The sequence below is a fragment of the Bacillus sp. FSL L8-0528 genome (assembly GCF_038593085.1).
Taxonomy (GTDB): Bacteria; Bacillota; Bacilli; order Bacillales; family Bacillaceae; genus Bacillus; species Bacillus paralicheniformis.
In genome coordinates, this window is record NZ_CP151961.1 from 1,059,381 (window position 1) to 1,085,423 (window position 26,043).

Annotated in this window: 28 protein-coding genes; 15 read left to right on the forward strand and 13 right to left on the reverse strand. The window is 46.9% G+C overall.

What is annotated here, in order from left to right:
• Nucleotides 1-1,071: 1,071 nt before the first annotated feature.
• Nucleotides 1,072-1,572: a universal stress protein gene (locus tag MHI30_RS05330; RefSeq protein WP_059231207.1), complete on the reverse strand. Its 501-nt coding sequence runs from the start codon at nucleotides 1,570-1,572 to the stop codon at nucleotides 1,072-1,074.
• 521 nt (nucleotides 1,573-2,093) lie between these two features.
• Between MHI30_RS05330 and MHI30_RS05335 the strand changes: the two genes are divergently transcribed.
• Together MHI30_RS05335 and MHI30_RS05340 are read left to right on the forward strand one after the other, a co-directional pair.
• Entirely contained in the window at nucleotides 2,094-3,848 is a 1,755-nt protein-coding gene (locus MHI30_RS05335; RefSeq protein WP_075754769.1) for an ABC transporter ATP-binding protein, read from the forward strand.
• Entirely contained in the window at nucleotides 3,845-5,863 is a 2,019-nt protein-coding gene (locus tag MHI30_RS05340) for an ABC transporter ATP-binding protein (RefSeq protein ID WP_075754771.1), read from the forward strand. Before MHI30_RS05335 ends, MHI30_RS05340 begins: the two co-directional genes overlap by 4 nt.
• Nucleotides 5,864-5,882: 19 nt before the next feature.
• Here MHI30_RS05340 and MHI30_RS05345 read toward each other — a convergent pair whose 3' ends face one another.
• The 3 genes from MHI30_RS05345 to MHI30_RS05355 form a co-directional block, all read right to left on the reverse strand.
• Nucleotides 5,883-6,533 carry an NAD(P)H-binding protein gene (locus MHI30_RS05345; protein WP_075754773.1) on the reverse strand — a complete coding sequence of 217 codons (651 nt, stop codon included), beginning with the start codon at nucleotides 6,531-6,533 and terminating at the stop codon, nucleotides 5,883-5,885.
• Nucleotides 6,530-6,673: a hypothetical protein gene (locus MHI30_RS05350; protein WP_020450769.1), complete on the reverse strand. Its 144-nt coding sequence runs from the start codon at nucleotides 6,671-6,673 to the stop codon at nucleotides 6,530-6,532. The genes MHI30_RS05345 and MHI30_RS05350 overlap by 4 nt, the downstream gene beginning before the upstream one ends.
• Before the next feature lie 170 nt (nucleotides 6,674-6,843).
• Entirely contained in the window at nucleotides 6,844-7,047 is a 204-nt protein-coding gene (locus tag MHI30_RS05355) for an alpha/beta-type small acid-soluble spore protein (RefSeq protein ID WP_003180196.1), read from the reverse strand.
• 233 nt (nucleotides 7,048-7,280) lie between these two features.
• On the opposite strand from MHI30_RS05355, the gene MHI30_RS05360 reads away from it, so the two are divergent.
• Entirely contained in the window at nucleotides 7,281-7,505 is a 225-nt protein-coding gene (locus tag MHI30_RS05360) for a hypothetical protein (protein ID WP_075754775.1), read from the forward strand.
• A gap of 52 nt (nucleotides 7,506-7,557) precedes the next feature.
• Here MHI30_RS05360 and ugpC read toward each other — a convergent pair whose 3' ends face one another.
• From ugpC to MHI30_RS05385, 5 genes are all read right to left on the reverse strand, one after another.
• Nucleotides 7,558-8,664, reverse strand: coding sequence for a sn-glycerol-3-phosphate ABC transporter ATP-binding protein UgpC (gene ugpC, locus MHI30_RS05365; RefSeq protein ID WP_075754777.1), 1,107 nt, complete (start codon nucleotides 8,662-8,664; stop codon nucleotides 7,558-7,560).
• Nucleotides 8,665-8,779: 115 nt separating this feature from the next.
• Nucleotides 8,780-9,661, reverse strand: coding sequence for a helix-turn-helix domain-containing protein (locus tag MHI30_RS05370; RefSeq protein ID WP_075754779.1), 882 nt, complete (start codon nucleotides 9,659-9,661; stop codon nucleotides 8,780-8,782).
• Between the two features lie 18 nt (nucleotides 9,662-9,679).
• Nucleotides 9,680-9,898, reverse strand: coding sequence for a YheE family protein (locus MHI30_RS05375; protein WP_171866274.1), 219 nt, complete (start codon nucleotides 9,896-9,898; stop codon nucleotides 9,680-9,682).
• Between the two features lie 143 nt (nucleotides 9,899-10,041).
• A complete protein-coding gene (locus MHI30_RS05380) occupies nucleotides 10,042-11,400 on the reverse strand; it encodes a YheC/YheD family protein (protein ID WP_075754781.1) in 1,359 nt (452 codons plus the stop codon).
• Complete coding sequence (locus tag MHI30_RS05385) at nucleotides 11,397-12,482, reverse strand: YheC/YheD family protein (RefSeq protein WP_075754783.1); 1,086 nt, start codon at nucleotides 12,480-12,482, stop codon at nucleotides 11,397-11,399. Before MHI30_RS05385 ends, MHI30_RS05380 begins: the two co-directional genes overlap by 4 nt.
• Nucleotides 12,483-12,811: 329 nt before the next feature.
• Between MHI30_RS05385 and MHI30_RS05390 the strand changes: the two genes are divergently transcribed.
• From MHI30_RS05390 to MHI30_RS05405, 4 genes are all read left to right on the forward strand, one after another.
• Entirely contained in the window at nucleotides 12,812-13,942 is a 1,131-nt protein-coding gene (locus tag MHI30_RS05390; RefSeq protein ID WP_075754785.1) for a DUF445 family protein, read from the forward strand.
• 122 nt (nucleotides 13,943-14,064) lie between these two features.
• On the forward strand, nucleotides 14,065-14,418 hold the full coding sequence (locus MHI30_RS05395) for a YlbF family regulator (protein WP_016886435.1): 354 nt from the start codon (nucleotides 14,065-14,067) through the stop codon (nucleotides 14,416-14,418).
• Between the two features lie 446 nt (nucleotides 14,419-14,864).
• Nucleotides 14,865-15,728 carry a Cof-type HAD-IIB family hydrolase gene (locus MHI30_RS05400; RefSeq protein ID WP_003180214.1) on the forward strand — a complete coding sequence of 288 codons (864 nt, stop codon included), beginning with the start codon at nucleotides 14,865-14,867 and terminating at the stop codon, nucleotides 15,726-15,728.
• A 143-nt stretch (nucleotides 15,729-15,871) separates the two neighbouring features.
• On the forward strand, nucleotides 15,872-17,377 hold the full coding sequence (locus tag MHI30_RS05405; protein WP_075754998.1) for a coproporphyrinogen III oxidase: 1,506 nt from the start codon (nucleotides 15,872-15,874) through the stop codon (nucleotides 17,375-17,377).
• 81 nt (nucleotides 17,378-17,458) lie between these two features.
• On the opposite strand, the gene MHI30_RS05410 is transcribed toward MHI30_RS05405, so the two are convergent.
• From MHI30_RS05410 to MHI30_RS05420, 3 genes are all read right to left on the reverse strand, one after another.
• Nucleotides 17,459-18,670 (reverse strand): cation:proton antiporter, encoded by a 1,212-nt coding sequence (locus MHI30_RS05410; RefSeq protein WP_016886162.1) that lies wholly within the window; start codon nucleotides 18,668-18,670, stop codon nucleotides 17,459-17,461.
• A gap of 6 nt (nucleotides 18,671-18,676) precedes the next feature.
• Nucleotides 18,677-19,174, reverse strand: a complete 498-nt coding sequence (locus MHI30_RS05415; RefSeq protein WP_075754787.1) for a cation:proton antiporter regulatory subunit — start codon at nucleotides 19,172-19,174, stop codon at nucleotides 18,677-18,679.
• Between the two features lie 64 nt (nucleotides 19,175-19,238).
• Entirely contained in the window at nucleotides 19,239-19,568 is a 330-nt protein-coding gene (locus MHI30_RS05420; RefSeq protein ID WP_075754789.1) for a hypothetical protein, read from the reverse strand.
• A 200-nt stretch (nucleotides 19,569-19,768) separates the two neighbouring features.
• Here MHI30_RS05420 and MHI30_RS05425 point away from each other — a divergent pair, with 200 nt between their 5' ends.
• The 5 genes from MHI30_RS05425 (at nucleotide 19,769) to MHI30_RS05445 (ending at nucleotide 22,164) form a co-directional block, all read left to right on the forward strand.
• Nucleotides 19,769-20,545, forward strand: coding sequence for an enoyl-CoA hydratase (locus tag MHI30_RS05425; protein ID WP_011197707.1), 777 nt, complete (start codon nucleotides 19,769-19,771; stop codon nucleotides 20,543-20,545).
• Nucleotides 20,546-20,671: 126 nt separating this feature from the next.
• The gene (locus tag MHI30_RS05430; RefSeq protein WP_225315851.1) at nucleotides 20,672-20,815 is read left to right on the forward strand and encodes a hypothetical protein; all 144 of its coding nucleotides are present in this window, start codon (nucleotides 20,672-20,674) and stop codon (nucleotides 20,813-20,815) included.
• A 94-nt stretch (nucleotides 20,816-20,909) separates the two neighbouring features.
• The gene (locus MHI30_RS05435; RefSeq protein WP_237562653.1) at nucleotides 20,910-21,638 is read left to right on the forward strand and encodes a tetratricopeptide repeat protein; all 729 of its coding nucleotides are present in this window, start codon (nucleotides 20,910-20,912) and stop codon (nucleotides 21,636-21,638) included.
• 105 nt (nucleotides 21,639-21,743) lie between these two features.
• Entirely contained in the window at nucleotides 21,744-21,881 is a 138-nt protein-coding gene (locus MHI30_RS05440; RefSeq protein ID WP_167564567.1) for a hypothetical protein, read from the forward strand.
• Between the two features lie 4 nt (nucleotides 21,882-21,885).
• Nucleotides 21,886-22,164: a hypothetical protein gene (locus MHI30_RS05445; RefSeq protein WP_048350502.1), complete on the forward strand. Its 279-nt coding sequence runs from the start codon at nucleotides 21,886-21,888 to the stop codon at nucleotides 22,162-22,164.
• Between the two features lie 72 nt (nucleotides 22,165-22,236).
• On the opposite strand, the gene MHI30_RS05450 is transcribed toward MHI30_RS05445, so the two are convergent.
• Nucleotides 22,237-22,422: a YhzD family protein gene (locus MHI30_RS05450; protein WP_003180228.1), complete on the reverse strand. Its 186-nt coding sequence runs from the start codon at nucleotides 22,420-22,422 to the stop codon at nucleotides 22,237-22,239.
• 117 nt (nucleotides 22,423-22,539) lie between these two features.
• On the opposite strand from MHI30_RS05450, the gene MHI30_RS05455 reads away from it, so the two are divergent.
• From MHI30_RS05455 to MHI30_RS05465, 3 genes are all read left to right on the forward strand, one after another.
• Nucleotides 22,540-23,436 (forward strand): ABC transporter ATP-binding protein, encoded by an 897-nt coding sequence (locus tag MHI30_RS05455; RefSeq protein WP_061576162.1) that lies wholly within the window; start codon nucleotides 22,540-22,542, stop codon nucleotides 23,434-23,436.
• The gene (locus tag MHI30_RS05460; RefSeq protein ID WP_075754791.1) at nucleotides 23,429-24,697 is read left to right on the forward strand and encodes an ABC transporter permease; all 1,269 of its coding nucleotides are present in this window, start codon (nucleotides 23,429-23,431) and stop codon (nucleotides 24,695-24,697) included. The genes MHI30_RS05455 and MHI30_RS05460 overlap by 8 nt, the downstream gene beginning before the upstream one ends.
• A gap of 119 nt (nucleotides 24,698-24,816) precedes the next feature.
• A complete protein-coding gene (locus tag MHI30_RS05465) occupies nucleotides 24,817-26,043 on the forward strand; it encodes an exonuclease SbcCD subunit D (protein WP_178388325.1) in 1,227 nt (408 codons plus the stop codon).

Sequence of the window (26,043 nt, forward strand, 5' to 3'; positions counted from 1 at the left end):
ACCCCTGCGGCAAAAGAGGCAGGGGAAGTCTTCTTTTTTATAAAAAAACTACATGCCTCCGTGCCAACAGCTCCAACAGCAATGGCCCGCGCAGCTCCAACAACTGTGGCCCGCGCAGCTCCAACAGCTGTGGCCCGCGCAGCTCCAGCAGCAATGGCCCGCGCAGCTCCAGCAGCTGTGGCCCGCGCAGCTCCAGCAGCTGTGGCCCGCGCAGCTCCAACAGCTGGCACAGCTTCCGCAGCTCCAGCAGCTTGCGCAGTGTTTAACATTGGCGTGATGACGGTCCGCATCCCAATGCGTCATATCTTCTGCCTGGAATTGATCCATCTCCAACGACTGCAGTTCATCATGGAATGGTTGCATTTTAATATCCCCCTTCATCGGTAAAATTTTTTGACCAAAACACAATAAAAGAAGAATGAAACATAAGCAAAGTCAGATTAAGTCAAATACCCCGGGTACTCACAAGATCAAATTATGAGGTCTGTTAGGTGGTTGTTACTAAATTGAACGCCTATTTTTCCTGTTATTGGATTTCGCTGAAGAGGGGCTTTTATTTTGCAGCCATACTTGCGGCAGTTTATTGAGACCGGTGGGGGCTGAAGAGAGGAGGACAATAAGTAAAACCAAAGAATCCGAGGCAAGGTGGAGAAAAAAACAATTGTAAGTCATGTGGAGGGAAAGTCTAAATCGAATACAAATACAATTTATGAAAACACCTAAAGTGAAGAAAATATAGAGGGGAAAGGCAACCATTCGGCTTAGCAGGAAAAAATCAATTGGCGTTGTATATAGCAGCGGAGGATCATTCGCGGGAACAGTGCCCTTGCAGTTTTATACTGATGCAAATGCTTATGTATTACTACAAAAACAGGTTCTTTCAACAAGTATGTTTTCATAGAGAAGGAGAGATTGCATTGATCAATTTTTCAATAATAAATGCTTTCATAGTATTAGGCGTCTTTCTATTCATTGTGTGGGGAATGATCTCCATTATTAACAGGTTAAGAAAATCAAGAAGATCATAACATGATGAGAGGCCGGACATTTGACCGGCCTCTTTTAAAATCGTTATTTTACAATCAGTACCGGGATCTCCGATTTTGTCGATATCTTGTCGCTGACGCTGCCAAACAGGAGTTTTTTCAGGCGGTTCTGGTCGCGCGTACCCGTGATGACGAGATCAGCGCCGATGTTTTCAGCATGTTGCAGAACTGCGTTGGCCGGGTCTCCTTCCAACACCTCTATTTCCGCGTCGTACTGGTTTTCGCTTAACATGATTTTCGCTGCCGCAATCGCTTCTTCCGCGCTGTCCTCATAGATCATGGGTTCACCGGCCAAGTCTGAATCGTGGGGGACCCGGGGCGCGGCCGGGAAGCCGCTGTAAAGGTACGGCGCGCCGGCAGCGGGTCTTTCGTCCGCAGCCTCTGTTCGCACTTGCCTCGGTTCATGGACATGGGCAACGGTCAATTGTGAACCGAGCCTTTTCGAAAGGTCGATCGCTTTTTTCAGCGCTTTTTTGCTTTCCTCTTTTCCGTCAAACGCGACAATGATCCGGTCAGCTTTAAACAAATTGATCATTCCTTTCAGAATGGATTTACTTTTATATTACCCGTTTTCCCAACAAATCTAACGAAATATTAGAATATGAATCAAAAGCCCGCCATTCGCCAAAAAAACAAATTGACAATTAAAGGGCCGTACTATAAGATGGAAAATATTAATAAGATTGGAGGGTATCGTCATGTTTAGAAATATCAAAGCATCAGTTCAACAACAAAAGCACCTTAACGTGACATTTTTATACCTTCCTTACGCTCAGGGATCCGTTTCACTCTAACCATTTTCAGAAGGAAGGCGCATGTCGCGTGAACAAGCGTACATGCGCCTTTTTATATAAAAAAAGGCATGCTGGTGCACAGTGTGCCTTTTTTTTTCTGAGAAAAAACATTCTGTTCCCGATGCGGAGCAGCATGTTTTTCTAATAAATCAACCGCACATAAGGAGGAATTTTTTATGCCGAGTATCAGAAAAAACGAAATCAAAGATTGTAAGGAAAAACTTGAAGGCGGCTAAAAAAGGAGAGGATATCAATGTTTTCTGTTTTATGGAAGCTGGGCTGGTTTTTTAAAGCCTCTTGGCGGCGCTATACGATAGCGGTCGTCCTGTTGATTATTGTAAACGTATTTGAAATGTTTCCGCCGAAGCTGCTTGGCAACGCGATTGACGACATGCAGGCGGGCACTTTTTCAAAGGCCGGCATGCTCGGCTATATCGCTTTATTTCTCGCGCTTGGCGCAGTTGTTTATATCTTGTCTTATTATTGGATGTATCAGCTGTTTGGGGGAGCGAACCTGGTCGAAAAAATTCTCAGATCCAAGCTGATGGGCCATTTGCTGAAAATGACCCCGTCATTTTACGAGAAAAACCGCACAGGGGATTTGATGGCGAGGGCGACAAATGATTTAAAAGCGATTTCCATGACGGCGGGCTTCGGCATTTTGACCCTGGTCGATTCGACGCTGTATATGCTGACGATTCTGTTGACAATGGGTTTTTTGATCAGCTGGAAGCTGACGCTTGCTTCGATCATTCCGCTTCCGCTGATGGCGGCTGCCATCAGCATCTACGGGAAAAAAATTCATGAGCGTTTCACGGAAGCGCAGGATGCGTTTGGCGATTTAAATGATCGAGTGCTCGAGTCCGTGTCAGGGGTAAGGGTGATCCGGGCCTATGTGCAGGAGAAAAACGATGTCAGCCGGTTCAACAGCATGACGGCTGATGTGTACAAGAAAAATATGAAAGTCGCTTTGATCGATTCGCTGTTCGAACCGACGGTGAAGCTTTTGGTCGGGATCAGCTATTTAATCGGTCTTGGCTACGGCGCCTATCTTGTTTTCCGCAGCCAGCTGACATTGGGAGAGCTCGTCTCTTTCAACGTATACCTCGGCATGCTGATCTGGCCGATGTTTGCGATCGGAGAGCTGATCAATGTCATGCAGAGGGGAAATGCTTCGCTTGACAGGGTAAATGAAACATTGGCATATGAGCCTGATGTGAGAGAACCCGCTGAACCGGAAACAGCGGAGCCGGGCGATATTGTATTTGACGGGGTCACTTTTGCGTACCCGAGCTCCGCGTCAGAAAACCTGGCCGATATTTCATTTACCGTATTAGAAGGACAAACGGTCGGAATCGTCGGAAAGACGGGAAGCGGCAAAACGACGTTAGTCAAGCAGCTGCTGAGGCAGTATCCGAAAGGAAAAGGAACGATCACCATTTCGGGCGTGCCGATTGAGCGCCTGCCGCTTGATCAGCTTCGCAGCTGGATCGGATATGTGCCTCAGGATCACGTGTTGTTTTCAAAATCGGTGAAAGACAATATTTTGTTCGGCGGACGCCTCGCCGAGGAACGCGATTTGTACGATGTCATCTCTGCGGCACATCTGAAAAAGGATATTGAGATGCTTTCAGACGGCTTGGAGACAATGGTCGGAGAGAAGGGCGTTGCTTTATCAGGGGGGCAGAAACAGCGGATTTCAATTGCGAGAGCGATGATTGCGGAACCCCATATTTTGATCTTGGATGATTCGCTGTCGGCTGTCGATGCGAAAACGGAAGCGGCGATTATTGAAAACATCCGCAGCAGGCGGAAAGGCAAAACGACCTTTATTACATCACATCGGATGTCGGCCGTCGAACACGCCGATTTCATTCTCGTCATGGAAAATGGAAGGATCGTTGAAAGAGGGACGCATCAGGAACTGATCGGCCGGAAAGGCTGGTATTTTGAACAATACGAAGCACAGCAGCTTCCTTCGGGAGAAGAAGGGGGGACTGTAGCATGACAACAGGAAAAAGGCTTTTCCAATATGCGCTTCTTTACAAAAAAATTCTCATCTGGGCGCTCGTCATGCTGACGATTGCCGTCACAGCCGAGCTGACGGGGCCGATGATCGCCAAAAAGATGATCGACGATCATATTCTCGGAATTGAAAAAACGTGGTATGAAACGACAGAGAACACGAAATATACCGTTTCCTATAAAGGAAAGGAATATATCAGGGAAGACAGGACAGACCCTTCAGCTGAAAAGCTGCAGGAAGTTCACATCTTTCAAGTCGGTATGAACTACTACTTTGTGGGGGAACCGGTTTCCTTTGACGGAGAGCGGACGGTTTCCGGAGAAGAGCTGAAAATGACGAACGGAGAGCAGACGGCAACCTACAAGGCAGATCGCCTGTCTTTGTCAGAAGTGTATGCTTTTTACGAGCCTGAAATAGGAGGGCTGATCTCGCTCGTTTCTGTTTATTTCGGCCTACTCGTCTTCTCGATCTTTTTCCATTACGGCCAATTCTACCTTTTGCAGATGAGCGCAAACCGCATCATTCAAAAGATGAGACAGGATGTATTCGCCAACATTCAAAGGCTTCCTATCCGCTATTTTGATAATTTGCCGGCAGGAAAAATCGTTGCAAGGGTAACGAATGATACCGAAGCGATCCGCGACCTGTATGTGACCGTTCTTTCGACGTTTGTCACAAATATCATTTATATGGCCGGAATATTCGCCGCGCTGTTTTTCCTTGATGTCAGGCTGGCCGGCGTCTGTCTGTTAATTTTGCCCCTGATTGTCATTTGGGCGGCCGTTTATCGAAAATTCGCTTCTGGCTACAATCACAAACTCAGGTCAATCAACAGCGAGATCAACGCCAAAATGAATGAATCGATTCAAGGCATGCCGATTATTCAGGCATTCCGGCGCGGACAGGACACAAAAGAAGAATTTGAACAGCTGAACGAGAGCCACTTTCATTACCAAAATAAAATGCTGAAATTGAATTCGCTCATGTCCCACAACTTGGTCAACATTCTGAGAAATGTGATGTTCACCGCTTTAATCTGGTATTTCGGGGGAGCTGCCCTGAACGCGGAAGGAATGATTTCAATCGGCGTCCTTTATGCATTCGTTGATTACTTGAATCGTTTATTTCAGCCGATTACGGGCATTGTCAACCAGTTTGCCAAGCTTGAATTGGCGCGCGTATCATCGGAGCGGGTTTTCCGCCTGCTGGATGAGCCGGGCGTCGACGTCAAAGAGCCGGGCAGCGAAAGAGCGCGGGGGCGAGTCATATTTGAAGATGTATCTTTTCGCTATCATGACGGTGAAGATGTGCTGAAAAACATCTCATTTGAAGCGAAGCAAGGGGAGACCGTTGCATTGGTCGGCCATACAGGCTCAGGGAAAAGCTCCATTTTGAATGTACTTTTCCGCTTTTACGATATTGAAAAGGGCGATGTCAAAATCGATGGGAGAAGCATATACGATATGTCAAGGCAGGAAATCAGAAAGCAGATGGGCATCGTTCTTCAAGATCCTTACTTGTTTTCCGGCACGATTGCTTCAAATGTCAGCCTTGACAATGCTGATTTGACCAGAGAGCAAATAGAAGCCGCCTTGAAACAGGTCGGGGCTCTTGAAATGCTCGCCCGCCTGCCGAAAGGTCTTGACGAGCCGGTCATCGAAAAAGGAAGCACCCTTTCTTCAGGGGAAAGACAGCTGATCTCGTTTGCGCGTGCGCTGGCATATGATCCTGCTATTCTTATTTTAGACGAGGCGACGGCCCATATCGATACTGAAACAGAAGCGGTCATTCAAAAAGCGCTTGATGTCGTTAAACAAGGGCGCACGACCTTTATCATCGCCCACAGGCTGTCAACGATCAAAAACGCCGACCAGATTCTCGTTCTTGAAAAAGGCCGGATTATCGAGAGGGGAAATCATGAAGAGCTGATGAAGCAAAAAGGCCAATACTATCAAATGTATGAACTGCAAAAGGGAAAAGGAACCCTGACAGGGTAAGCCGGATCTTCACCCGGCTTTAATAAGCGAGCCCCACCCTTGCCTTGACAAACTGGTCAGACTCAAGCTGTTTGAAAAGAAAATGGGCGGTGTCGCCGGTCGATATTTCTTTTCCGCCGGCCGGCAGAACATCCTGTTCAAAACGGTATGTCTTCAATGCCGGCCCGTCGGGGAGATATGTCGGGCAGACGATCGTCCAATCCAATTCAGACCCGCGGAGACGTTCGTACACACGGGCATGTTCTTGCGCTGCGCGCGCCGAGCGCCGTTTTGATTCGTTTGTTTCAAAGCGGTAAAGGTCCGGGTTCTGCCTCGCGTTTAAAATACCGGCCGTTCCGATGGTAATCAGCCGTTTAATCCGATGTGCGTTCATGGCATTTATCATATGTTCGATGGAGACGGTCAATGTATCGTCTCCATCTGTGTTTAAACAGCTGACAACGATATCCGAATCTTTTATTAAAGACTCGACGTCATGCTGGTTCCTGGCGTTCCCTGTAAGCGCTTGGCAGCATTTATCCGGAATGCGGGCGCCTTCCGTCCTCCGGACAAGTGCGTAAACGGAATGACGCCCATCCTCTTCAACAAAATTGAGAAAGGCCTGTCCGACACGGCCTGTACCTCCAAAAAGCGCAATTTTCACCATGATCACTCCCATCGGATCTATCATACGTCAGATCGTCCGGAAGAAAAAGCCCCGCGAAAGCAAAAAGTTCCATGATAAGGGCGGACATTTGAGACATACTCATTCAATAGAGAAATCCCGACAAATTGAATCAATTCCCAATTGATGCTCAACATCAGCTGCATGCCGACTCCTCCTTTATATCAGCATATGAAAAAAGGAGAAGCGGGTGCGGGCTTTCATAAGATATGCCAGAGGTGCGGGCCGCCGCCTCGGCAATGAATGTGAAGATTTATCGACACGCTAAAGAAGGTGCAGGATATGCACCTTCTGTTATCCATGAATATGAAGTTGTTTAAAATTGTTGACCGCCCATAGATGCTTGAGCTTGGGAAACTAAACGTTTTGTAATTTCTCCGCCGACAGAACCGTTTGCACGGGAAGTCGTGTCAGCGCCAAGGTTTACTCCGAACTCAGAAGCGATTTCGAATTTCATTTGTTCGATCGCTTGAGCTGCTCCTGGGACAAGCAGTTGATTTGAAGAATTTTGATTAGCCATTTGTATCAAACTCCTTTATAAAAATGGTATGGTTGGGCTGACTGGAGTTGCACCAGCTGCCGGCTTTCACCAAAAGAAAACCGCTGCCTTCTCGGCTAAAGCCCAATGTTGGATTGTACTACGTATTATGGTGGATTCGATAAAATAAATGCGTGTTTCAATCTGGTAAATGTTGAAAGGCGAAAAGGCTGGGAATGGGGTAAGCTAAGGAAAAAAGCAGGAGGATGGAGCAGATGATGTGTCCAGTGTGCAATGGCATTCTCGTCCAGACAAGGCATTGTCCGGAGTGCGGCGGGGAAATGGCGGACGCGGGGAGAGCAACCGATTTTTACGGTCCGTACAGTCCGTATATGGAGTTCGATTCATTTAAACAAACACAAACCGTATGCGTTCATTTATATACTTGCCAGGATTGTACTTATGAAGAAACCGTCGAAATTGAAACGACCGAAGCATAGCAGCACGGAGGGCCGCAGCATGCTTCGGTCATGGAGAGTGTTTGAATCCGGGTTATTCTTCAGAGCGGATGCGAAGCTCCGTTTCTTTATCAAAGAAGTGGGCTTTATTCATGTCAAGCGCAAGAGGAAGCGTATCGCCGGCCTGGACGTCGGTCCTTGAATCGACTCTGGCGATGAACGGCTGCGTGCCGGCTTGTGAATAAAGCATTGTTTCGGCGCCCATCAGCTCAGCTACCTCAATTTTCGCATCGATTTTCGAGTCTTTTGACGCTTCAATGAAAACAGGCTCGTCATGGATATCCTCAGGCCTGATCCCCATGATGATTTCCTTGCCGGCATAGCCCTGGCTGCGCAGAACTTTCATTTTTCCTTCCGGCACGCGAACCGAAACGCCGTCAAATGTAAACAAGTTTTCTTTTAGAGTGCCGGTGAAAAAGTTCATTGCGGGAGACCCGATAAAGCCGCCGACAAACACGTTTTCCGGATTTTCATAGACTTCCTTCGGAGCGCCGACCTGCTGGATGATTCCGTCTTTCATGACGACGAGCCGCGTAGCCATCGTCATCGCTTCAGTCTGGTCGTGGGTGACATAGATGGTCGTCGTCTGCAGGCGCTGATGAAGCTTTGTGATTTCAGCGCGCATTTGTACGCGCAATTTGGCGTCAAGGTTTGATAACGGCTCATCCATCAAAAACACCTTTGCGTCCCGAACGATTGCCCGGCCTAAGGCGACGCGCTGGCGCTGTCCGCCGGAAAGCGCTTTTGGCTTTCTGTCCAAATATTGTTCAAGGCCCAGAATTTTGGCCGCTTCATGGACGCGCCGTTTGATTTCATCCTTCGGAAACTTCCTCAGCTTTAAGCCGAAAGCCATATTGTCATAGACGTTCATGTGCGGATAAAGGGCATAGTTTTGGAATACCATCGCAATGTCGCGGTCCTTGGGAGCGACATCATTCATCCGTTTGCCGTCGATTGTGAATTCGCCATCCGTAATTTCCTCAAGGCCTGCGATCATTCTGAGCGTTGTCGACTTGCCGCAGCCTGACGGTCCGACAAAGACGATAAATTCCTTATCCTCGATATGAAGATTAAAATTATCCACAGCCGTGACTTTGTTGTCATACACTTTGTATATCCGATCGAGCACGAGTTCCGCCATTTTTTCTCCCCCTCTTTTATGTAAGCGCTTTACCTGGTTTAAGTTTATAAAAAACGGCGGGGCGATGTAAATGGACATGGTGCACAATTTCTTTTCGTGCATATTGCTAAAGCCGCTAAAGGAGATACATCATCAAATAAACAGCGGCTGCTTCTTCAAACTGTCTGATGTCGATCGCCGTCCGTTCGATGAATTTATCAATTCTGTACTGCAGGCTGTTTCGGTGGATAAACAAACGTTTTGCTGTGAGAGAGGCATTCAGGTTGCATCTCATATACGTTTTGATGGTCAGGGATGTCTCGGGATCAGATAGCGCTTCTCTTACGGCGTCCGAAAACGAAGAAGCATGAACCCGCTCGGGTTTTGCCGTCAAAAAAGACGGGAGGCACTGGCAAAACGTGGCGACGTTTCCGATGTCGCCCGCTTCCAGCATATAATGAAATATTTGTTTTTCAAAGCGGATTTTACCTTGAAGCGATCCGTTGACTGGATGAAGCTGGCCGCTGAAAAACACAGGGTTTGCCATGAAATCGCTTGTCAGTGCATGCGCAAGCTCGGACAGCTCTTTTTTGGCGAGAAACGGCGAAGGATTTTCGTGGACGATGACAGCTTCATGCCGGTCGTACCAAACAACAAGCGGGTCTTTAAAAAAGCCGCTGACCGCTTCTTTGATCGACTGTCTTTCTTCAGGTACATGTTCCATTTTAAAAAAATGTCCTTGCATAAGCTGAATGTTCCCCGGATTTGGAAGCGGGACATCGTGAAAAAAATATTGATGCCATTCTTTCTCCCGCTTTGTCAGCTGCTGTTCGGGATGGGGTTCTGAAAAAGGCCGGAACAGGCAATGGAGCAGCTCTTTTTCCCGGTCGGTGACCGCGTTTTTCAAAACGCCGAAGGTCTCGCCTTCGTCCGTTTGAAACCATATTGCGTCGTGTTTTGAAACAGCCTCAGATACAATCATCCGTTCACCGTAAAGCGTCTTTAATTTCTCCAGCATACGACAACGTCCTTTTCTTTATTCGTAAATATGGAAGAGCATTAATTCATGAATTTCGCTTTTCAGGGAAGGCTCGTCATCATGCGGGGGATAGGTGCTGCCCCACTCGATTTCCCCTGATTTATGATAGATTCCTTCATAGTGAATCCCTTTATGATAAAACGATATTTTCCAGCCGGGAAGCCTTTCTTTTTTAAACAGCGGCTTCCATTGAAAATGAGAAATCATAAACGCCACGCTCCTTCATTGATTTCAGGTGGGTCAAATCCAGCGAGCTGACTACACGTTGATTTGTTATCATTGTATCTCATTCACAGAAAAGATCATAGATTCTTTTCAAATGGAGCTTTTCAAAAAAATACCGTGAAGAAGCAGATTCTTCACGGCTTGAGGTCATGCCACATGTCCTCCGGATTAAGGATGGACTGTTCAGTTAAATAAGAAGCATATTCGAAGCTTCTTTTCTTCGTTAAGCGGCTGACAGATGCCAGACGGGGATGGGAGAAGATCCCCCTGCCGGGCCGGGAGTTGGCTTCAAACAGCCACATCTTTCCCGAACGGTCCAATCCGAGGTCAAAGCCGATTTCCCCGATGAAACCGTCAAGCTTTTCGTCAAGGATCCGGCTGAGGAGGAGCGCCGCTTTTGTCAGCTTTTGCAGAGTGTGAAGCCTTTCCTGAGGATCATCATAAATCTCTGCAAGCGTTTTGACGGCGCCGCCGCTCGACATGTGGGTTGTAATTCCATCCTTTCCAGCGATTTTGGCCGCGATGGCTGTGACGGTCCATTGGCCTTTTCCGTTTTTGTTTGTATGAACCCTGAAGTCTGCCGGGTGATGATCCACTTCGATCCGTTCGATCCCCTGCTGGGCGAGATAAGAAGTATGTTTGTGCAGTCTCTGCCATTCATCTAAACATTCAGCAGCGGACGAATAAGATGTGACACCTTCGGCATGTCTGGCGAGAATGCCGTTTTCTTCCCGTTTTGAAAGCTGGAGTATGCCTTTGCCCAAACTGCCGCCGGCGGGCTTTACATAAATGAAGCCGTATTGACCGATCATGTCTTCGATTTTACCGGCATCGGGCTCCAATGCCGAAAATGGAAGCAATTCCGCTGTCCTCTCATCTTGCTGCAGACATTCATAGATCTCCCATTTGTTAAAGAAGCCCGGGTTGAACCACGGAATCCGGTATTCATCCATAAGGCGGGTTTTTGTTTCCCGCAGAGCGGCGGATTCTTCGGCTTTGCGGTTCGGCAGTCTGTCGTAAACGACATTGGGAAGGGGGACTGTGGCTTCCTCCCAGCCGTTTTCCCTGAAAATGAGAGCCTGCACCGTACCTTCTTCCCAATTTATCTGGTGCGCTCCGAACAGATAGCTGTAGCCTCCTGCCGGGAGATCCATTGTCAAAAGCTTCGAAAAAAATAAAGACCTGCCTCTGACAGGGTCCAGCTGCGATTTTGTAAAACCGGCCGTGAAAATCCCGATTAAAGGTCCGATATAGACGGTATTGTCGCGAAAAATCAGGGAGGCTTTGCCGCGGTACGGAATCCGCAGGTTTTTGTACAGATTTTCAGATAATAAAACGGTGCGCTTCAAATGGCTGTCAAATGAGACGTGGCATCGTTCAACACTTGTACCGAAAGCCGCGAATAACAAACCGTCCTGTTTAAAAGAAGCGGGCAGGAGCATCGTGTTTTCGCTCGTCTGGTGGATGCCGACGGTCAGCGGTTGACCGGTCATCTTTTCTCAGCCCCTTTCGCGCCGGCTGAAGCCGTTAAGAATGAGCAGTACTCCAAAGGACCTCTATACAAAAGCTCCCTTTTTTCAGGAGAGTGCTTGATAAAAGCGTGCTTTCCGGGCTTTGAATTGACATCCAGAAGCCAGACTTTTCCGTCTTTCGTCAGGCAGATATCAAGGCCGAGCTCGAATAGTGGCCCGTGATTTGATTCAAGCACCAGGGGCACGGCCTGCGCCATTGTCTCTAAATCATCGAGAAGGACGGCCTGGCGCTTTTTCGGCACCGATAAAAGCCAGCTGTCAAAGCTCACCGCCTCAGAGCCCCCGGCCAGGTTTGCCAGCAGTCCGTGCTGATAGCTCCGCCTTACCGTTTTACCGGCTGTTTCCCATTCACCGCTGCCGTTTTTCTGAAGCAGCAGCCTAATATCGCACGGAAAACCGTCTTTGTCTTGAATATCGAGGAACGATTGCAGCAAATAGCGGTGCTGAAGAACTTTCTGACACCACGTTTCAAATGAAGCCTGTTTCGAAAATGACTTCAGCTGTTTGTGTTTTCCGGTTTGGTAGGCGGCCTTCACCGTTTTTCCCGTAAGCTCGAGGTGAATGATGCCGCGGCCTCCTGATCCGGATGCCGGCTTCAAAATGCACGCTTTTTCTTTTGCAAGCTTGCGCAGGATATCCTGGGCGTTTTCTGCAATCGTTGTGGCAGGAAGGTAGGACTTGATGACGGGATCGGCATTCAATGCTTTGAAAACCGTCCATTTGTCAGGAAGTCCGAGTCCTAAAAATGTCGTTTTAGGATACTTTTTGAGCCATTCGACAATCGGTTTTGCTTTTTTCGATTGCTGATCTCTGCCGTAAAAGCAGCGGTCATAGATCAATTCCGGGATTTCTCTTTCAATTTCATTCCACTGTCCTGACTTCGGATGAAAGGAGAGCCCTTTCACAAGCAGGGAACCGGGGGAAATATCCAGGGGCGTGAAACGGATAAACCGGATTCCATAGTCCGAAGCCATTTTGGCCAGTTCTTCGGCATAGGCTTTTTCATGTTCGTGCGACAGCGACATAAATCCAAGCGTCATCATGATTATACCTCCTTCATGAAAAACAAGGCTTAACAGGCTGAGACTGTCAAACTTCGGGCAAACTTTAATATATAGACTTCTGTTTCATGATACGCTTGAGAGTGCAGAAATAGGCTTTTGTAAATTGGAAATGATTAAATTTTTAGAGCGCCCTTTATACAATTGCCATCTGACACATTGTATTTTGAAGCGGCTTGCTCCATTCCGTTATTTGCCCGTCTTTTATTCAGCTACTATAATAACGTTAGGCAAGACGGCGAGGGTCGATCGTCAAGACCCACGCTGTACAGCTATGATGTCAGGTAAAAAGGAAGGCAGTTGAAAAGAACATGTATGTATTTGGGATTTTTGCCGTTATGATTGCAGTCGGTGCACTTATCGGCGCTGTAACGAATCATGTTGCGATTAAAATGCTTTTTCGCCCATATAAAGCGATCTACATATTTGGAAAGCGGGTACCTTTTACACCCGGATTAATTCCGAAAAGGCGCGATGAATTGGCGAGACAGATGGGACAGATGGTCACAGGCCATCTGCTGACAACAGAAGGGCTCAAAAAAAGGCTTGCATCCGATGCGTTCAAAAGCCAGGCGGTGCAGGTTGGAGAGAGGCTTTTGACCCACCTCTCGCAATCAACGGCCACCGTTGAAGAAGCATTGGAAAGCATCGGGATTTCAAACCCCGCCCAAAAAGCGGATCGAGCGGTATCCAGATTGGCGGATGAGAAGCTGTCCGCACTTTTAGAGGCGTATGAAAATGAACCGCTGAAAGAGCTTATCCCTCTTGAGGCCCAGGAAAAGCTGAAAGAAAAAATTCCGATGGTGTCCGGCTATATTTTAAGCCAGGCTGTCAGCTACTTTGAAAGCGATGAAGGCAAGGACCGCCTCGGACATATGATTGACGATTTTTTGAAAGAACGGGGCATGCTCGGCAGCATGGTGCAGATGTTTTTAGGCAACAGCAGTCTGGTTGACCGGGTTCAGCCGGAGATTGTGAAGTTTTTAAAGAACGGCGAGACCGCGCGGCTTTTACAGGATCTGCTTGAAAACGAATGGGACAAGCTGAAAGAATATACGTTCAAGGAAGCAGATGACAAATGGAACCTCAAACCTCTCATTTTCGATTTGAAGGAAAAGCTTTTGAAACGATTCTCGCTTCAGCCGTTTTTCGAAAAGACGATCGGCTCCTCTATTTCCAGTTTTGAACAGGATATTGCTTTGCGCCTTCCGCAGATGGCCGACCGCCTTTTAGAAGAAGCGGGGCGCCGCCTTGATCAAGCGCTCAAACAGCTGGAACTCGAGCAAATCGTCAAGGAACAGGTGGACAACTTCCCCGTTGAACGTCTTGAAGAAATGGTGCTGTCCATTTCCAAGCGGGAGTTCAAGATGATCACGTATTTAGGCGGCCTGCTTGGCGGAATCATCGGAGCGGTGCAAGCCATCTTTGTGATTTTGATCTGATGCTGAAGACGGCCTGTTCAAACGGAATTATCGTATAACTGTGAAAAACACTCCATAGTTTGTTATAGTGGAGTGGTGCCGATTCCATAAGAAGAATACAGGCAGGAAAGGAGCGGATCAGGATGACGGTCAATTTACATGACTCGGCTTATGACTTGGGGCAAGCCTTGCGACAAAGCGATGAATATTCCCGATTGAAAAATCTTTATGATGAGGTGAATGGCGACCCATCTGCTAAAAAGATGTTTGATAACTTTCGCGATATTCAAATGAACCTTCAGCAAAAACAGATGAACGGCGAAGACATCACCCAGGAAGAGGTCGAACAAGCGCAAAAATCCGTGGCGCTCGTCCAGCAGCATGATAAAATCTCGCAGCTGATGGAAGCGGAACAGCGGATGAGCATGCTGATTGCTGAATTAAACAAAATCATCATGAAGCCTTTGGAAGAGCTTTACGGAAACCCAGAGAGCTGATAAAAAATCCCCCCTTGTCAAGGCAAGAGGGGATTTTTTCACTAAGTGAACAAATAACGTTCATAAAGATTTAAAAAAAGACTTGTCAATTCGTGAAATAGTTGCGATAATACTAAATGTAAGTGCTTTCATTTTTTGCCGGGATACGATCATGAAAAACGGACTGGCGGCAAAATGATAAGGGGTATAGAGGAAATTACAGACTGAAAGCACGTCTGCTGGTCAAATAAAGGGGTTATCAATATACGGTGAATTGAACGAAAGGGGCGTTGAATTCACTGTTTTGAATATGAGGGAGAATCATGATCGTATCCACAAGATGCGAAGTAAAAAGTCTGTGAAAACAGGCTTTTTTTAGTATGTGCATCAAGAGGGCTGTTCTAAAAAAAGGGACCGGGACATATCCTCTATAACAGATTCAGTCATCAAAGAAGGGGGACCTCCTGGTGTCAAAACAAATGCTTGCGCTGAATATAGACGGAACGCTGCTTCGGACAAACGGACGGCTTCATCCCGCAACGAAGGAAGCGATCGAATATGCAAAGAAGAAAGGTGTATATGTTACGCTTGTGACGAACAGACATTTTCGCTCCGCTCAAAAAATTGCCAAATCTTTAAAGCTGGATACGAAGCTGATTACGCACAGCGGAGCCATCATAGCGGAAAAAATCGACGATCCTTTATTAGAAAAAAGGATTTCTGAAGAACAGACATTTAACCTTGTTCAAATACTGGAAAGCTATGATTGCAATATCAGAATCCTCCATGAAAAATATTCGATTGGAAACCGGAAAAAAACGAATTCAAACCTGCTGGGGAAAACGATGATTCACCCGTCTGACCCGATTTTTTATCCCGTCCAGTTTGTCGATTCGCTGAGCGACATGCTGATGGATGAACCGGTCAGCGCACCGGTGATCGAGGTTTATTGCTCAACAGGACAGTCCGAAGAAATCAGGCAGACGATCACAAATGCATTTCCTCTCGTCGACATCATTGGAGCGGGGGAAAAAATGCTGATTGTCCATAAAGGGGTTTCGAAAGAAGCGGGTTTGACGATGCTCGCCGCCGACCTCGGTCTAAAAATGGAAGATGTCGTTGCGATCGGCCATGAAATCGACGACCTTCCGATGATCGAGCTTGCCGGGCTCGGAGTCGCAATGGGCAATGCCCCTCAGGAGGTCAAGCAAAAAGCGGATTGGGTGACGCGCTCCAATGATGAACAGGGCGTCGCTTATATGATTAAAGAATACTTCAGAATGCAGCAAAGCAAAGGGTTTCTTAAAAAATTCCATATTAAAAAAGTCTGATTCTTATAGAATCCCCGCTTTCAACTTGAATGCGGGGATTATTCATTCATCGCTGCCCTGTAGGAATGTTTGTTTCCCGGATTGATTTTGGCCATTTATTTTTGTACACTAAAGAAAGTTTTGAAACGAAAAAGGTGATGACATTGCGCATTTATATAGAAGGGCTCCAAGATGAAAGGTTCCAGAGACCGCTTGAGCATATAGCCAACTTATTCTTTGAAGAAAGCGAAGTCGTTTTTGGCGAAGAAGCGCCGGCAGACCTTGCGATCGTTCTCGGCTACGACCGGGAAGAGAACGGCGTCAAGGCTTCGGGTATGATAAAAGATACGGACATTAGAGCAGAATATACGAAAAACATTGACCCCAAACTGACGGAAAAGGAAGCGTTTAAGCAGGTGAAGAATACCGTTTCCTACGTTTTTTTGAGCATGCTTCAGGAGCATACCGGAATCATTCAGAAATGGGGGATTCTCACAGGTGTTCGTCCGACAAAGCTGCTTCATAAAAAGCTGGAGAGCGGCATGCCAAAGGAAGAGGCACATGCCGAGCTGAAGCGGGATTATTTAATTCACGACGAAAAGATCGAACTGATGCAAAACATCATTGACCGTCAGCTGAAAGCGGTACCCGATTTGTATGAGCTGAGTCAAGAGGTCAGCATTTACATCGGCATCCCGTTCTGCCCGACGAAGTGCGCCTACTGTACGTTTCCGGCGTATGCGATCAGAGGACAAGCCGGACGGGTCGGCTCATTTTTGTGGGGGCTTCACTATGAAATGCAAAAAATCGGCGAATGGCTCAAGGAGAACGATGTCAGAATAACGACCGTGTATTTCGGCGGCGGAACGCCCACAAGCATTACGGCTGAAGAAATGGATCTATTGTATGAAGAAATGTACCGTTCATTTCCCGATGTGAAAAACATCCGCGAGGTCACTGTTGAGGCTGGACGGCCCGATACGATCACAGAGGAAAAGCTCGCGGTCTTAAAAAAATGGAACATCGACCGAATCAGCATTAATCCGCAGTCTTACGAGAATGAAACGCTGAAAGCGATCGGACGCCACCATACCGTCGAAGAAACGATCGAAAAGTATCATCTGTCGCGAAATGCCGGCATGTCGAACATCAATATGGATTTGATCATCGGCCTTCCAGGCGAAGGGGTAAAAGAATTCAGAAACTCTCTTTCCGAAACCGAAAAATTAATGCCTGAATCATTGACCGTCCATACGCTGTCATTTAAGCGCGCGTCTGAAATGACGAAAAACAAACATAAGTATAAGGTGGCTGGTCGCGAGGAGATTGTCGCGATGATGGATGACGCTGTCTCGTGGACGAAACAGCACGGCTACCATCCCTACTATTTGTACAGGCAGAAAAACATTCTCGGCAACCTGGAGAATATAGGATATTCACTTCCCGGCCAGGAAAGCATCTATAACATCATGATCATGGAGGAAAAACAGACGATTATCGGGATCGGCTGCGGAGCTGCGAGCAAATTCGTCGATCCGGGAACGGGAAAGATCACACATTTCTCCAACCCGAAAGACCCGAAAACGTACAATGACAGATTTGAACACTATACAGAAGAAAAGCTTCGCTACCTGTCCGGGCTTTTTGACAAGAATGCTAAAGGCAGTTAAAAGGTTCGGTTTAAAACGGGACAGTCCCTGGGCAAAACGAAAGGAGACTTCGCCAATATCCTGGCGAAGTCTCCTTTTCTGTCATCCTCTTTGTTTTGTTTCGGATTTTTTCCACTTAAATATTTTGTTCAGTATATGAAAAATCCGTTTTGATTCTTTTGTCAAAAGCGGCCCCAAAATTGCCAGGATCAGTACGTACAAAGCGGCAAACGGCTTTAATGTGGCCGAAAGTCCGCCGGCGATTCCGAGGTTGGCGACAATGATCGAAAACTCGCCGCGTGAGACAATCGTTAAGCCGATATTGGATGAAGCTTTATGAGAAAGTCCGGCCCTTCTGCCTGCGATCATGCCGGCGATAAAGTTCCCGGCCAAGGTGAGGATGACGGCGCCGATTGAAAGCCATACCGCATCTCCCAGTGTAAACGGGTCGATGCTCAATCCGAAGCTGAAGAAAAACATTGCACCGAAGAAATCGCGAAACGGTACAACCAAATGCTCGATCTGGCTTGCATGTTCTGTCTCGGAAAACACGAGTCCGAGAAGCAGGGCGCCGATTGCTTCGGCAACGTGAATCGTTTCCGAAAAGCCGGCGACAAAGAACAGCAGCGCAAAAATCACAATAATAAAGACTTCGTTTGAACGGATATTAAACAGCCGATTTAACAATTTTGGCAGCTTCCTGGCAACGATAAAGAACAATATCATGTAGCCAAAAGCGATCAAAATCGAAAGCAGCGCCGATCCGACTGAAGTTGAGTCACCAAGGACGAGCCCCGAGACGACGGATAAATAAACGGCGAGAAAAATATCTTCGAACATAATGATTCCGAGAATCAGTTCGGTTTCCGGATTCGCTGTCCTCTTTAGGTCGACAAGTACTTTGGCGACAATCGCACTCGAAGAAATCGTAATAACCCCGGCGATGATCAGTACTTCGAGAAACTCGAAGCCCGCGATGAACCCGAACATGAGGCCTAAACTGAAGTTGATCAGAATATAAATGCTTCCTCCGACGGCGATGGACCGTCCTGATTTAATAAGCTTTCCGATCGAAAATTCCAGTCCGAGATAAAAGAGTAAAAACAAGACGCCCATTCTGCCGAAAAAGGCGATGATCTCCGAGCTCTCGATAAACTTCAAGTTGATGATACCGATCGTCGGAGCGTGCGGGCCTACGATCATCCCGAGAACAATTAAAAAGGGAATGATCGAGAATTTAATCCGATTCGCAATTAAGGCAGCAATCGCGACAAGCAAGAGTGCGGTGCCGACTTCAAATACTAGATGATCCAAAGAGCATCACCCTTCCTTTCGGGAAAGAAAAGCCTGCTTCATTTCCTTGAGGTTTTTTCTTTCACCGGACAGGACGAGTGTATCATTTTCATCAAGAACGGAATCTGCCCCGGGATTCAAGAATTTTTCCTGATTCTTTTTAATGATCGCGATGACAGTGACGCCGTAGTTTTGCCTGACGTCGATTTCACCGAGAGTTTTGCCGACGGCATTTGCTCCTTTTTCGATTTTGAACCACTCGATGATCAGGTCGTTAAACGCCATTTCAATCGATTCAAGCGCCTGCGGCTTATAGACCATTCCGCCGAGGATGGCGGCGATCTGCCTTGCTTCGCTGTCATCAAGCGAGATGTTGGTCACGATTTCATCGGGATCTTCGTCGTCAAACCGATAGATTTCTCTTCTTCCGTCGTCATGAACGACAATCGTCATTTTTTCATGGTTTCTCGTTTCTATTTCAAATTTTTTGCCGATACCCGGCAGATCACTTTCTTTAATATTCAATCATATCCCTCCAAAATAAATTTCCCCATTCGGCTGAAAAGTTATGCAGGTGAAAAAGGGAAAATCAGGAGAGGTAATTAGATTGGTATTTCACAGGAATAGCGCAAGTTTTTTTTAGAATTAATTCATTTGATTGAACCTCGAATCGAGGAATGAAATGAGTGTAGAAACGTGCGTCAAAGACAGAAATATTTGCGGCTCTTCCTGGATGATTAAGAAAGCTTTTTGTAAAAGGGGAGGGGTTCACTGCATGTGCCTCAAACTTTGAGGTGTTTAGAGACATATGGTATTCCGCTTCGGGATCAAAAACAGGGTTTTGCTCCTGATCGGCGAATGGTACTGTTAACATGCATAAACTAAGCATCAACGTCAAAAATGATTTAATTACGCCCATCCCCCTTTCCTCACATGCTTTCTATAAATAACTATATATAAACAAAGAAAATCATTCAACTAAAAAGGCTTATTTCAGTATCAATTGATCTTGAAATGGAAAATCATTCAGCTGATTTTCACATGAAAAAAGGTATTGAAAATAAAAGGTGGAATTAATTAAGCTAATATCTTACAAAATCGTATTCACGGAGGTGCAAGATGGAATATATCAAATGGAAAGACGAAGACGGGATTTTTGAAATTGTACTGAATCGCTCTGAGGCGTACAATGCCTTGAATGAAAAAATGCTTGAAGAACTGAATGAAGCTTTGCGTGTTGCAGAGGAAAGCGAATCGCTGCTTCTCCTTGTGAGAGGCAGCGGCAAAGGATTTTCGGCAGGCGGAGACATTAAGATGATGCTGTCTTCCGGAGATCAAGACAGCTCCGCCCGCGTCATTGACACAATTTCTGAAATTGCGGTGAAGCTTTACAGCATGCCGAAGATGACGACAGCGGCTGTCCACGGTGCGGCTGCGGGTCTGGGATTGAGCCTCGCGCTCAGCTGCGACCATGTACTGGTCGAAAAAGAGGCGAAGCTGGCGATGAATTTTATCGGCATCGGGCTTGTTCCCGACGGAGGCGGACACTTCTTTTTAGAGCGGAGAATCGGTGAAACTGCGGCCAAAGAATTGATTTGGAGCGGGAAAAAATTGACGGGGGCCGAAGCGCACGAGCTTCGGATCGCAGACGCCGTATTCAGCGGGGACTCCGGCCGTTTTGCGCGCATCTATCTTGAAAAGCTTCTGCACGCTCCGCTGGCAGCGATGATTGAGACAAAAAAGATCTATCAGGCGTTGAATGGAGGTAGGCTGCAGAAAACGCTTGAACTCGAGAAAACGGCCCAGATGAAAATGAGGCTGACAAGCGACCATCAGGAAGGGATCCGCGCATTTTTAGAAAAGCGCCAGCCGCAATTTAACCGTCAGCAAGTATAACAAGAGCGGTCCGGCAGGAAATTGACCTTGGGAAATGATGTGCAGAAGCAATTGTAAAAAAATTTAAGTTTCCATAAAATGATTCATAAGATACAGATCTGTACGAAGTCTTGGGAGGCGGCGAAATTGAAACAGAAGATTCCATCTGAATACGTTGCTAGTAAGCTGAATGATTGGTACAACGCCATTCGGAAACATCAGATCGCCGCCAGTGAATCATTGAAAGCGGAAGGAAAATCAGGACGTCCTGCTCTACTATTAGCTGCTTGAATTCAGGCATAAGCTGATGCTCAGCTATTTGAAACCGCAAAAGACTGAAAATATTGAAAAAAATCTCCGCGTCTTAGAAGAAAAAAAGGACCAAATGACAGGTTTACTAAACTATTATTGCTGGTTTTTTAAAGGGATGTCTGAGTTCAAACAAAAGCGGTTTGTCAAAGCAATCGGCTGCTATAAAACGGCTGAACTAAAAGTCAGCGCATTGGAAGACGAGGTTGAAAAAGCGGAATTTTATGATAAGCTGGCGGAAATCTACTACTATATCAGCCAGAGATACTTATCGATCAACTATGCGACGCTCGCATCCGACATTTTCAACCGGGATGAGACGCTAAAAGAAAAAAAGATTTTCTGCGATTTTATCATTGCCGGCAATTGGGTTGAATCGATGACATACGGACCCGCGCTGAAAAGCCTGGCCAACGCGCTTGAAGACGCCACGAAAATCAAAAACAGCCATTTGACGGCAGCCGCTCATTTTAATTTGGGAAATTGCTATTTCCAAGGATCGTACCGAGAAGCCTCAGATCATATGGAGAGCGCCCTTTCCATTTTTGAACTGGAAAGTTCATCATATATTCCAAAAGTGCTGTACAACTTGATGTACGTCCGTCTAAAACAGGGAAACCATGTCGGAGCGGCCGACTGTTATGAAAAAGGCATCCGAAGCGCGGCATCGCTCGGGGAACACGCGGCAAAGCTTAACATTCTGTGCGGACTGTATTTGGACAGCGGGGATCGAAAGCCGTGGAAATCGGATTTGATTATTTGGAGTCAAACCATTTATATGACGCTGTTGAAGAGCTGGCTTTAGACGCAGCCCAGTACTATAATCAAATGTAGCGGCTTGAAGATGCCATTTTTTACTATGAGAAGTGCGCTCAGGCAAGACGAAAAATCAAAAGGGGAGATGCGTTGTATGAAAGCTAAACTGTTGTTCGTCGCGGTGTCGCTGGCTGTTGTGTTAACGTCTTCAGGCTTTTTGGCAGATGCGGGAAAAGCCCCTTCCTTGTACGCGGACAAAATGATTACGACTGACAAGGAGGCTCGAGTTTAAGGACATGATTTCATCTGAGAATAAGCGGGCTGACGCAGCGAAAGAATGGACGATGTATATTACAGTTTCTTGCCTTTTCATCCTGATCGTCTCTGTGATTGGTTTTTTCGCTCCGGCCTACAGCTTGCAGGATCTGCTGTTTCGACTGTTTGATGCCGTCATCATCTGTGTGCTGGCGGTCAATGGCCTTTATTTTCTGCGGAAAAATAAAGGCGTCGCTTGCTTATCGTTTTTACTCTGTTTCATCAACATGGGTCTGCTCATTGTTATGATGATCCACTAGTGTTTGGCGGATTAAAGGGCAGGCGGCAGCGGGAGACTTTCCCTAACAGCGCCGCCTTACCCCGTATTTTAGTCAGCTGCGGAAAACAATGATTTTACCGGACGAATGTACTACCCGGTGTGTATGCTCCAAAAATTGCTTTTCCTTCAGCATTCCTCTTCCTTTCTCTTTCGCTTCTTCATCATCAGCCGCTTCAAATCGCTCATTCAAAAGCGTTTCTCCACTAGTATCGAAAACGGTTACATAATAATTTTCCATTTCTCTTCCCCTTTCTCAAAATATAATCTATTTGTTTAAAATTATATAAAAATCAAAAAAATCCTTTTTAAAATGGTATGACTAACGTATGATTGTAAATTGGAAGGAGGAGTTATTATGCTCAAAATCGATCACGTCACGAAAAGATTCGGTTCATTTACAGCTGTAAACGATCTGACGCTGGAGATTCCAGACAAGCAAATGTTCGGTCTGCTCGGCGCCAACGGAGCAGGGAAAACGACGACATTCCGAATGATATTAGGCCTTTTGAATGCGACAGAGGGTACTGTCACATGGAAGGGACAGCCGATTAACTACGGTATCACAAACAGCATCGGCTATTTGCCCGAAGAGCGCGGACTGTATCCGAAGCTGAAGGTGAAAGATCAGCTCGTATACCTCGGCCGCCTGAAAGGCATGACAAAGCAAAATGCGCTCAAGGAAATGGAGAAGTGGCTCGAACGGTTCCATATTACGGAATACGCCGACAAAAAGGTTGAGGAGCTATCCAAAGGGAACCAGCAAAAAATTCAATTCATCACGGCCGTGCTGCACAAGCCGGAGCTTTTGATTCTCGACGAGCCGTTCAGCGGTCTCGATCCGGTGAATGTCGAGCTTTTAAAAGACGCGGTCATTTCTTTGAAAGACGACGGCACTTCGATTGTATTTTCAAGCCACAGAATGGAGCATGTCGAAGAGCTGTGCGAACACGTCTGCATTTTGCAGCGCGGGACGCCTGTCGTTCAAGGGAAATTAAAAGAAATCAAACGTTCTTTTGGCAGAAAGAATGTCACGATTCACGCAGACGGCGACTTGAGCTTCTTGAAAGAGGCGGATGGCATCGTCAAATGGCGGGATCATTCCGAAGGAGTCCGCCTGCAGGTCGAAAATGAGGAAGTCTCTCAAGAGCTGTTTACAATGCTTCAAGGACGCGGGTTTATCAGAAAGTTTGAACTTGAAGAGCCTTCTTTGCATGATATTTTCGTCGAAAAGGTAGGTGCCCGTTATGAATAAGTTTTGGATTGTTCTTTTTCATACATATCTCAGCAAGCTGAAAACAAAGTCATTCATCATTTCAACGGCCATCACGCTTGCGCTTGTCGTGCTCGTCACAAATCTTGGATCGATTATTTCCATGTTTGATGACGGCGGAGAGGGTGATAAAATCGCCGTCATTGACCGCTCAAATCAGCTGTACGACACGTTTGCCCAGCAAGTGAAAGCACTCGACACCGATGAAGCGCTGGAAGTCGAGAAAGCGGATAAGCCGGAAAAAGAGCTTGAAAAAGACGTCAGAGACGAAAAGCTCGAAGGCATTTTAATCCTGGACAGAGATAAAAAAGGCGTGCTGAAGGGAACGTATAAAGCGCTCGATATCGCTGATTCCACAGCTGTATCCACGATTGAACAGGCGCTCTCACAAGCAAAGATCGCCGTTGGTACGGCTGAATTGAACGTACCACAGGAAAAGCTGAGCGAACTGTTTACACCGGTAAAAGTCAACAGTGTCGCCTTGAAAGAAGGCGCGAAAACCGAGGAAGAGCTTCAAAAGGCGACAGGGCTTGTCTATGTTGTGCTGTTTGTCATCTATTTTTCCGTTTTGATGTACGCTTCAATGATCGCGACAGAAGTTGCGACGGAAAAGTCTTCCCGCGTAATGGAAATTTTAATTTCCAGCGTGCCGCCTGTCCAGCAAATGTTCGCCAAACTGTTCGGCGTCGCCCTGTTGGGCCTGACACAGCTTGTCGCGCTCCTTCTTGCCGGCTACCTGTCGCTTCAGTCCAGCCAGGAAAGCGGAGGGGATGCGGCTGAGCTGATTAAAGGATTTTTTGACGTTTCCGGCGTACCTACTGCAACGCTTGTGTACGCGGTCATTTTCTTGATGCTCGGCTACTTCCTCTACGCAACTCTTGCGGCATTTCTCGGAAGCGTCGTCAGCCGGATTGAAGATGTTCAGCAAATGATTTCGCCGATGATTCTGTTGGTCGTCGCCGGATTCATGATTGCCATGTTCGGACTGAATGCTCCGGATTCGACGTTTATTACCGTCACTTCATTCATTCCGTTCTTTGCGCCGATGATCATGTTCCTCAGAGTCGGCGTGCTTGATATTCCGTTTTGGGAAGCGGCACTCGGCATCGGCATTACCGCTCTTACCATTGTGATTCTCGCCGTCATCGGGGCGAGGGTGTATAAAGGCGGCGTGCTCATGTACACGAGCGGCGGCGGATTGAAAAATATCAAACAGGCGCTTCGTCTGTCAAAAGATCGATAATGAAAAAGAAAAGCAGCTTGAAAGAAAAGCTGCTTTTTTCGCGCAAAGAGTAGAACGTGCATTCGCTTTCAACCCGTGATAGAATGGGAGCAGAATATTTTATGAAAAGGAGCAGAAGATTGACAAACATCACTTTCATTCATGCGGCCGATCTGCACCTGGACAGTCCGTTTCACGGCATCAGCCGGCTACCCGAAGAGGTTTACCGGCGGATCAAAAACAGCACATTTAAAAGCGCTGAAAATGTGTTTAAGCTTGCGATTGATGAACAGGCCGACTTCATTTTGCTTGCCGGCGATCTTTTCGACGAAGCAAACCGCAGTTTAAAAGCACAGATGTTTTTGAGAAAGCAATTTTTAAAGCTGAAAGAGAACAACATCCAAGTCTATGTGATTTTTGGCAATCACGATCATTTGGGCGGCGATTGGACGCCGATTGAATGGCCGGACAACGTCCACATTTTCTCGTCGGAAGATATTGAAGAAAAATCGTTTTACAAAGGCGGCCGGCTCGCCGCAAGCATCTACGGCTACAGCTATCCCGAGCGCTCTGTTTTTGCCAATAAGGCTGCCGAAATCAAAAAAACGACCGACGCGCCCTTGCATATCGGCATGATTCACGGGACGCTTTCCGGGGAGAGCGGCCATGATCCGTACTGTCCTTTTTCCCTTCAAGATTTAAAAAACGGCCGGATGGATTACTGGGCGCTTGGCCATATACATAAAAGACAGGTCATTTCAGCCTCCGACCCGGCGGTGATTTATCCGGGAAACACGCAATCACGGCACATGAAGGAAACGGGGGAGAAAGGCTGCTATCTCGTCAATGTTTGCGGCGGAGAACTGTCTTTCGAATTTAAAGCCTTATCGGATGTTCTGTGGGAAACGGCCAGCATCGATATCTCCGGGACAAAGCAGATGACAGAGCTGATCAGCCAGATGCAGGATGCCCTTCAATCTTTCAGAAACAGAGGCAAGCCCGCATGCGTCAAGATGGTATTGACAGGAGAAACACCCTCTTATTTGGCGGAAGGACAGGCCGGCATCGCGGACGAGATCCTTGACATCTTCCATGAAGAAGAGCGGGAGGAAGACGCGTTCATCTGGCTTACCGCGATCGAGGATCAAACAGATGCCGCCTTGTCTGGAATCGAACGGGACGCTTTTTTTCAGGAGCTATTGCAAGAAATGCAGGAATTTCAGGATTTCAGCCTGATTTTTGACGATTTGGAGCGGCATCCGGTCTTTAGAAGGCACGGAGAGCGGTTTAATGAAGAAGACTACCGTGACATTCGCGCGCAGGCGGAAAAACTGCTGCTTCATGAACTGAAGACATTGAAAAGATAA

Bases quoted from the DNA above. Each gene is read 5' to 3' on its own strand.
- MHI30_RS05335 (WP_075754769.1), top strand. From the start codon at position 2,094: ATGTTTTCTGTTTTATGGAAGCTGGGCTGGTTTTTTAAAGCCTCTTGG.
- MHI30_RS05340 (WP_075754771.1), top strand. From the start codon at position 3,845: ATGACAACAGGAAAAAGGCTTTTCCAATATGCGCTTCTTTACAAAAAA.
- MHI30_RS05345 (WP_075754773.1), bottom strand. From the start codon at position 6,533: ATGATAGATCCGATGGGAGTGATCATGGTGAAAATTGCGCTTTTTGGA.
- MHI30_RS05350 (WP_020450769.1), bottom strand. From the start codon at position 6,673: ATGCAGCTGATGTTGAGCATCAATTGGGAATTGATTCAATTTGTCGGG.
- MHI30_RS05355 (WP_003180196.1), bottom strand. From the start codon at position 7,047: ATGGCTAATCAAAATTCTTCAAATCAACTGCTTGTCCCAGGAGCAGCT.
- MHI30_RS05360 (WP_075754775.1), top strand. From the start codon at position 7,281: ATGATGTGTCCAGTGTGCAATGGCATTCTCGTCCAGACAAGGCATTGT.
- ugpC (WP_075754777.1), bottom strand. From the start codon at position 8,664: ATGGCGGAACTCGTGCTCGATCGGATATACAAAGTGTATGACAACAAA.
- MHI30_RS05370 (WP_075754779.1), bottom strand. From the start codon at position 9,661: ATGCTGGAGAAATTAAAGACGCTTTACGGTGAACGGATGATTGTATCT.
- MHI30_RS05380 (WP_075754781.1), bottom strand. From the start codon at position 11,400: ATGACCGGTCAACCGCTGACCGTCGGCATCCACCAGACGAGCGAAAAC.
- MHI30_RS05385 (WP_075754783.1), bottom strand. From the start codon at position 12,482: ATGATGACGCTTGGATTTATGTCGCTGTCGCACGAACATGAAAAAGCC.
- MHI30_RS05390 (WP_075754785.1), top strand. From the start codon at position 12,812: ATGTATGTATTTGGGATTTTTGCCGTTATGATTGCAGTCGGTGCACTT.
- MHI30_RS05395 (WP_016886435.1), top strand. From the start codon at position 14,065: ATGACGGTCAATTTACATGACTCGGCTTATGACTTGGGGCAAGCCTTG.
- MHI30_RS05420 (WP_075754789.1), bottom strand. From the start codon at position 19,568: ATGGGCGTAATTAAATCATTTTTGACGTTGATGCTTAGTTTATGCATG.
- MHI30_RS05425 (WP_011197707.1), top strand. From the start codon at position 19,769: ATGGAATATATCAAATGGAAAGACGAAGACGGGATTTTTGAAATTGTA.
- MHI30_RS05435 (WP_237562653.1), top strand. From the start codon at position 20,910: ATGACAGGTTTACTAAACTATTATTGCTGGTTTTTTAAAGGGATGTCT.
- MHI30_RS05440 (WP_167564567.1), top strand. From the start codon at position 21,744: ATGAAAGCTAAACTGTTGTTCGTCGCGGTGTCGCTGGCTGTTGTGTTA.
- MHI30_RS05445 (WP_048350502.1), top strand. From the start codon at position 21,886: ATGATTTCATCTGAGAATAAGCGGGCTGACGCAGCGAAAGAATGGACG.
- MHI30_RS05450 (WP_003180228.1), bottom strand. From the start codon at position 22,422: ATGGAAAATTATTATGTAACCGTTTTCGATACTAGTGGAGAAACGCTT.
- MHI30_RS05455 (WP_061576162.1), top strand. From the start codon at position 22,540: ATGCTCAAAATCGATCACGTCACGAAAAGATTCGGTTCATTTACAGCT.
- MHI30_RS05460 (WP_075754791.1), top strand. From the start codon at position 23,429: ATGAATAAGTTTTGGATTGTTCTTTTTCATACATATCTCAGCAAGCTG.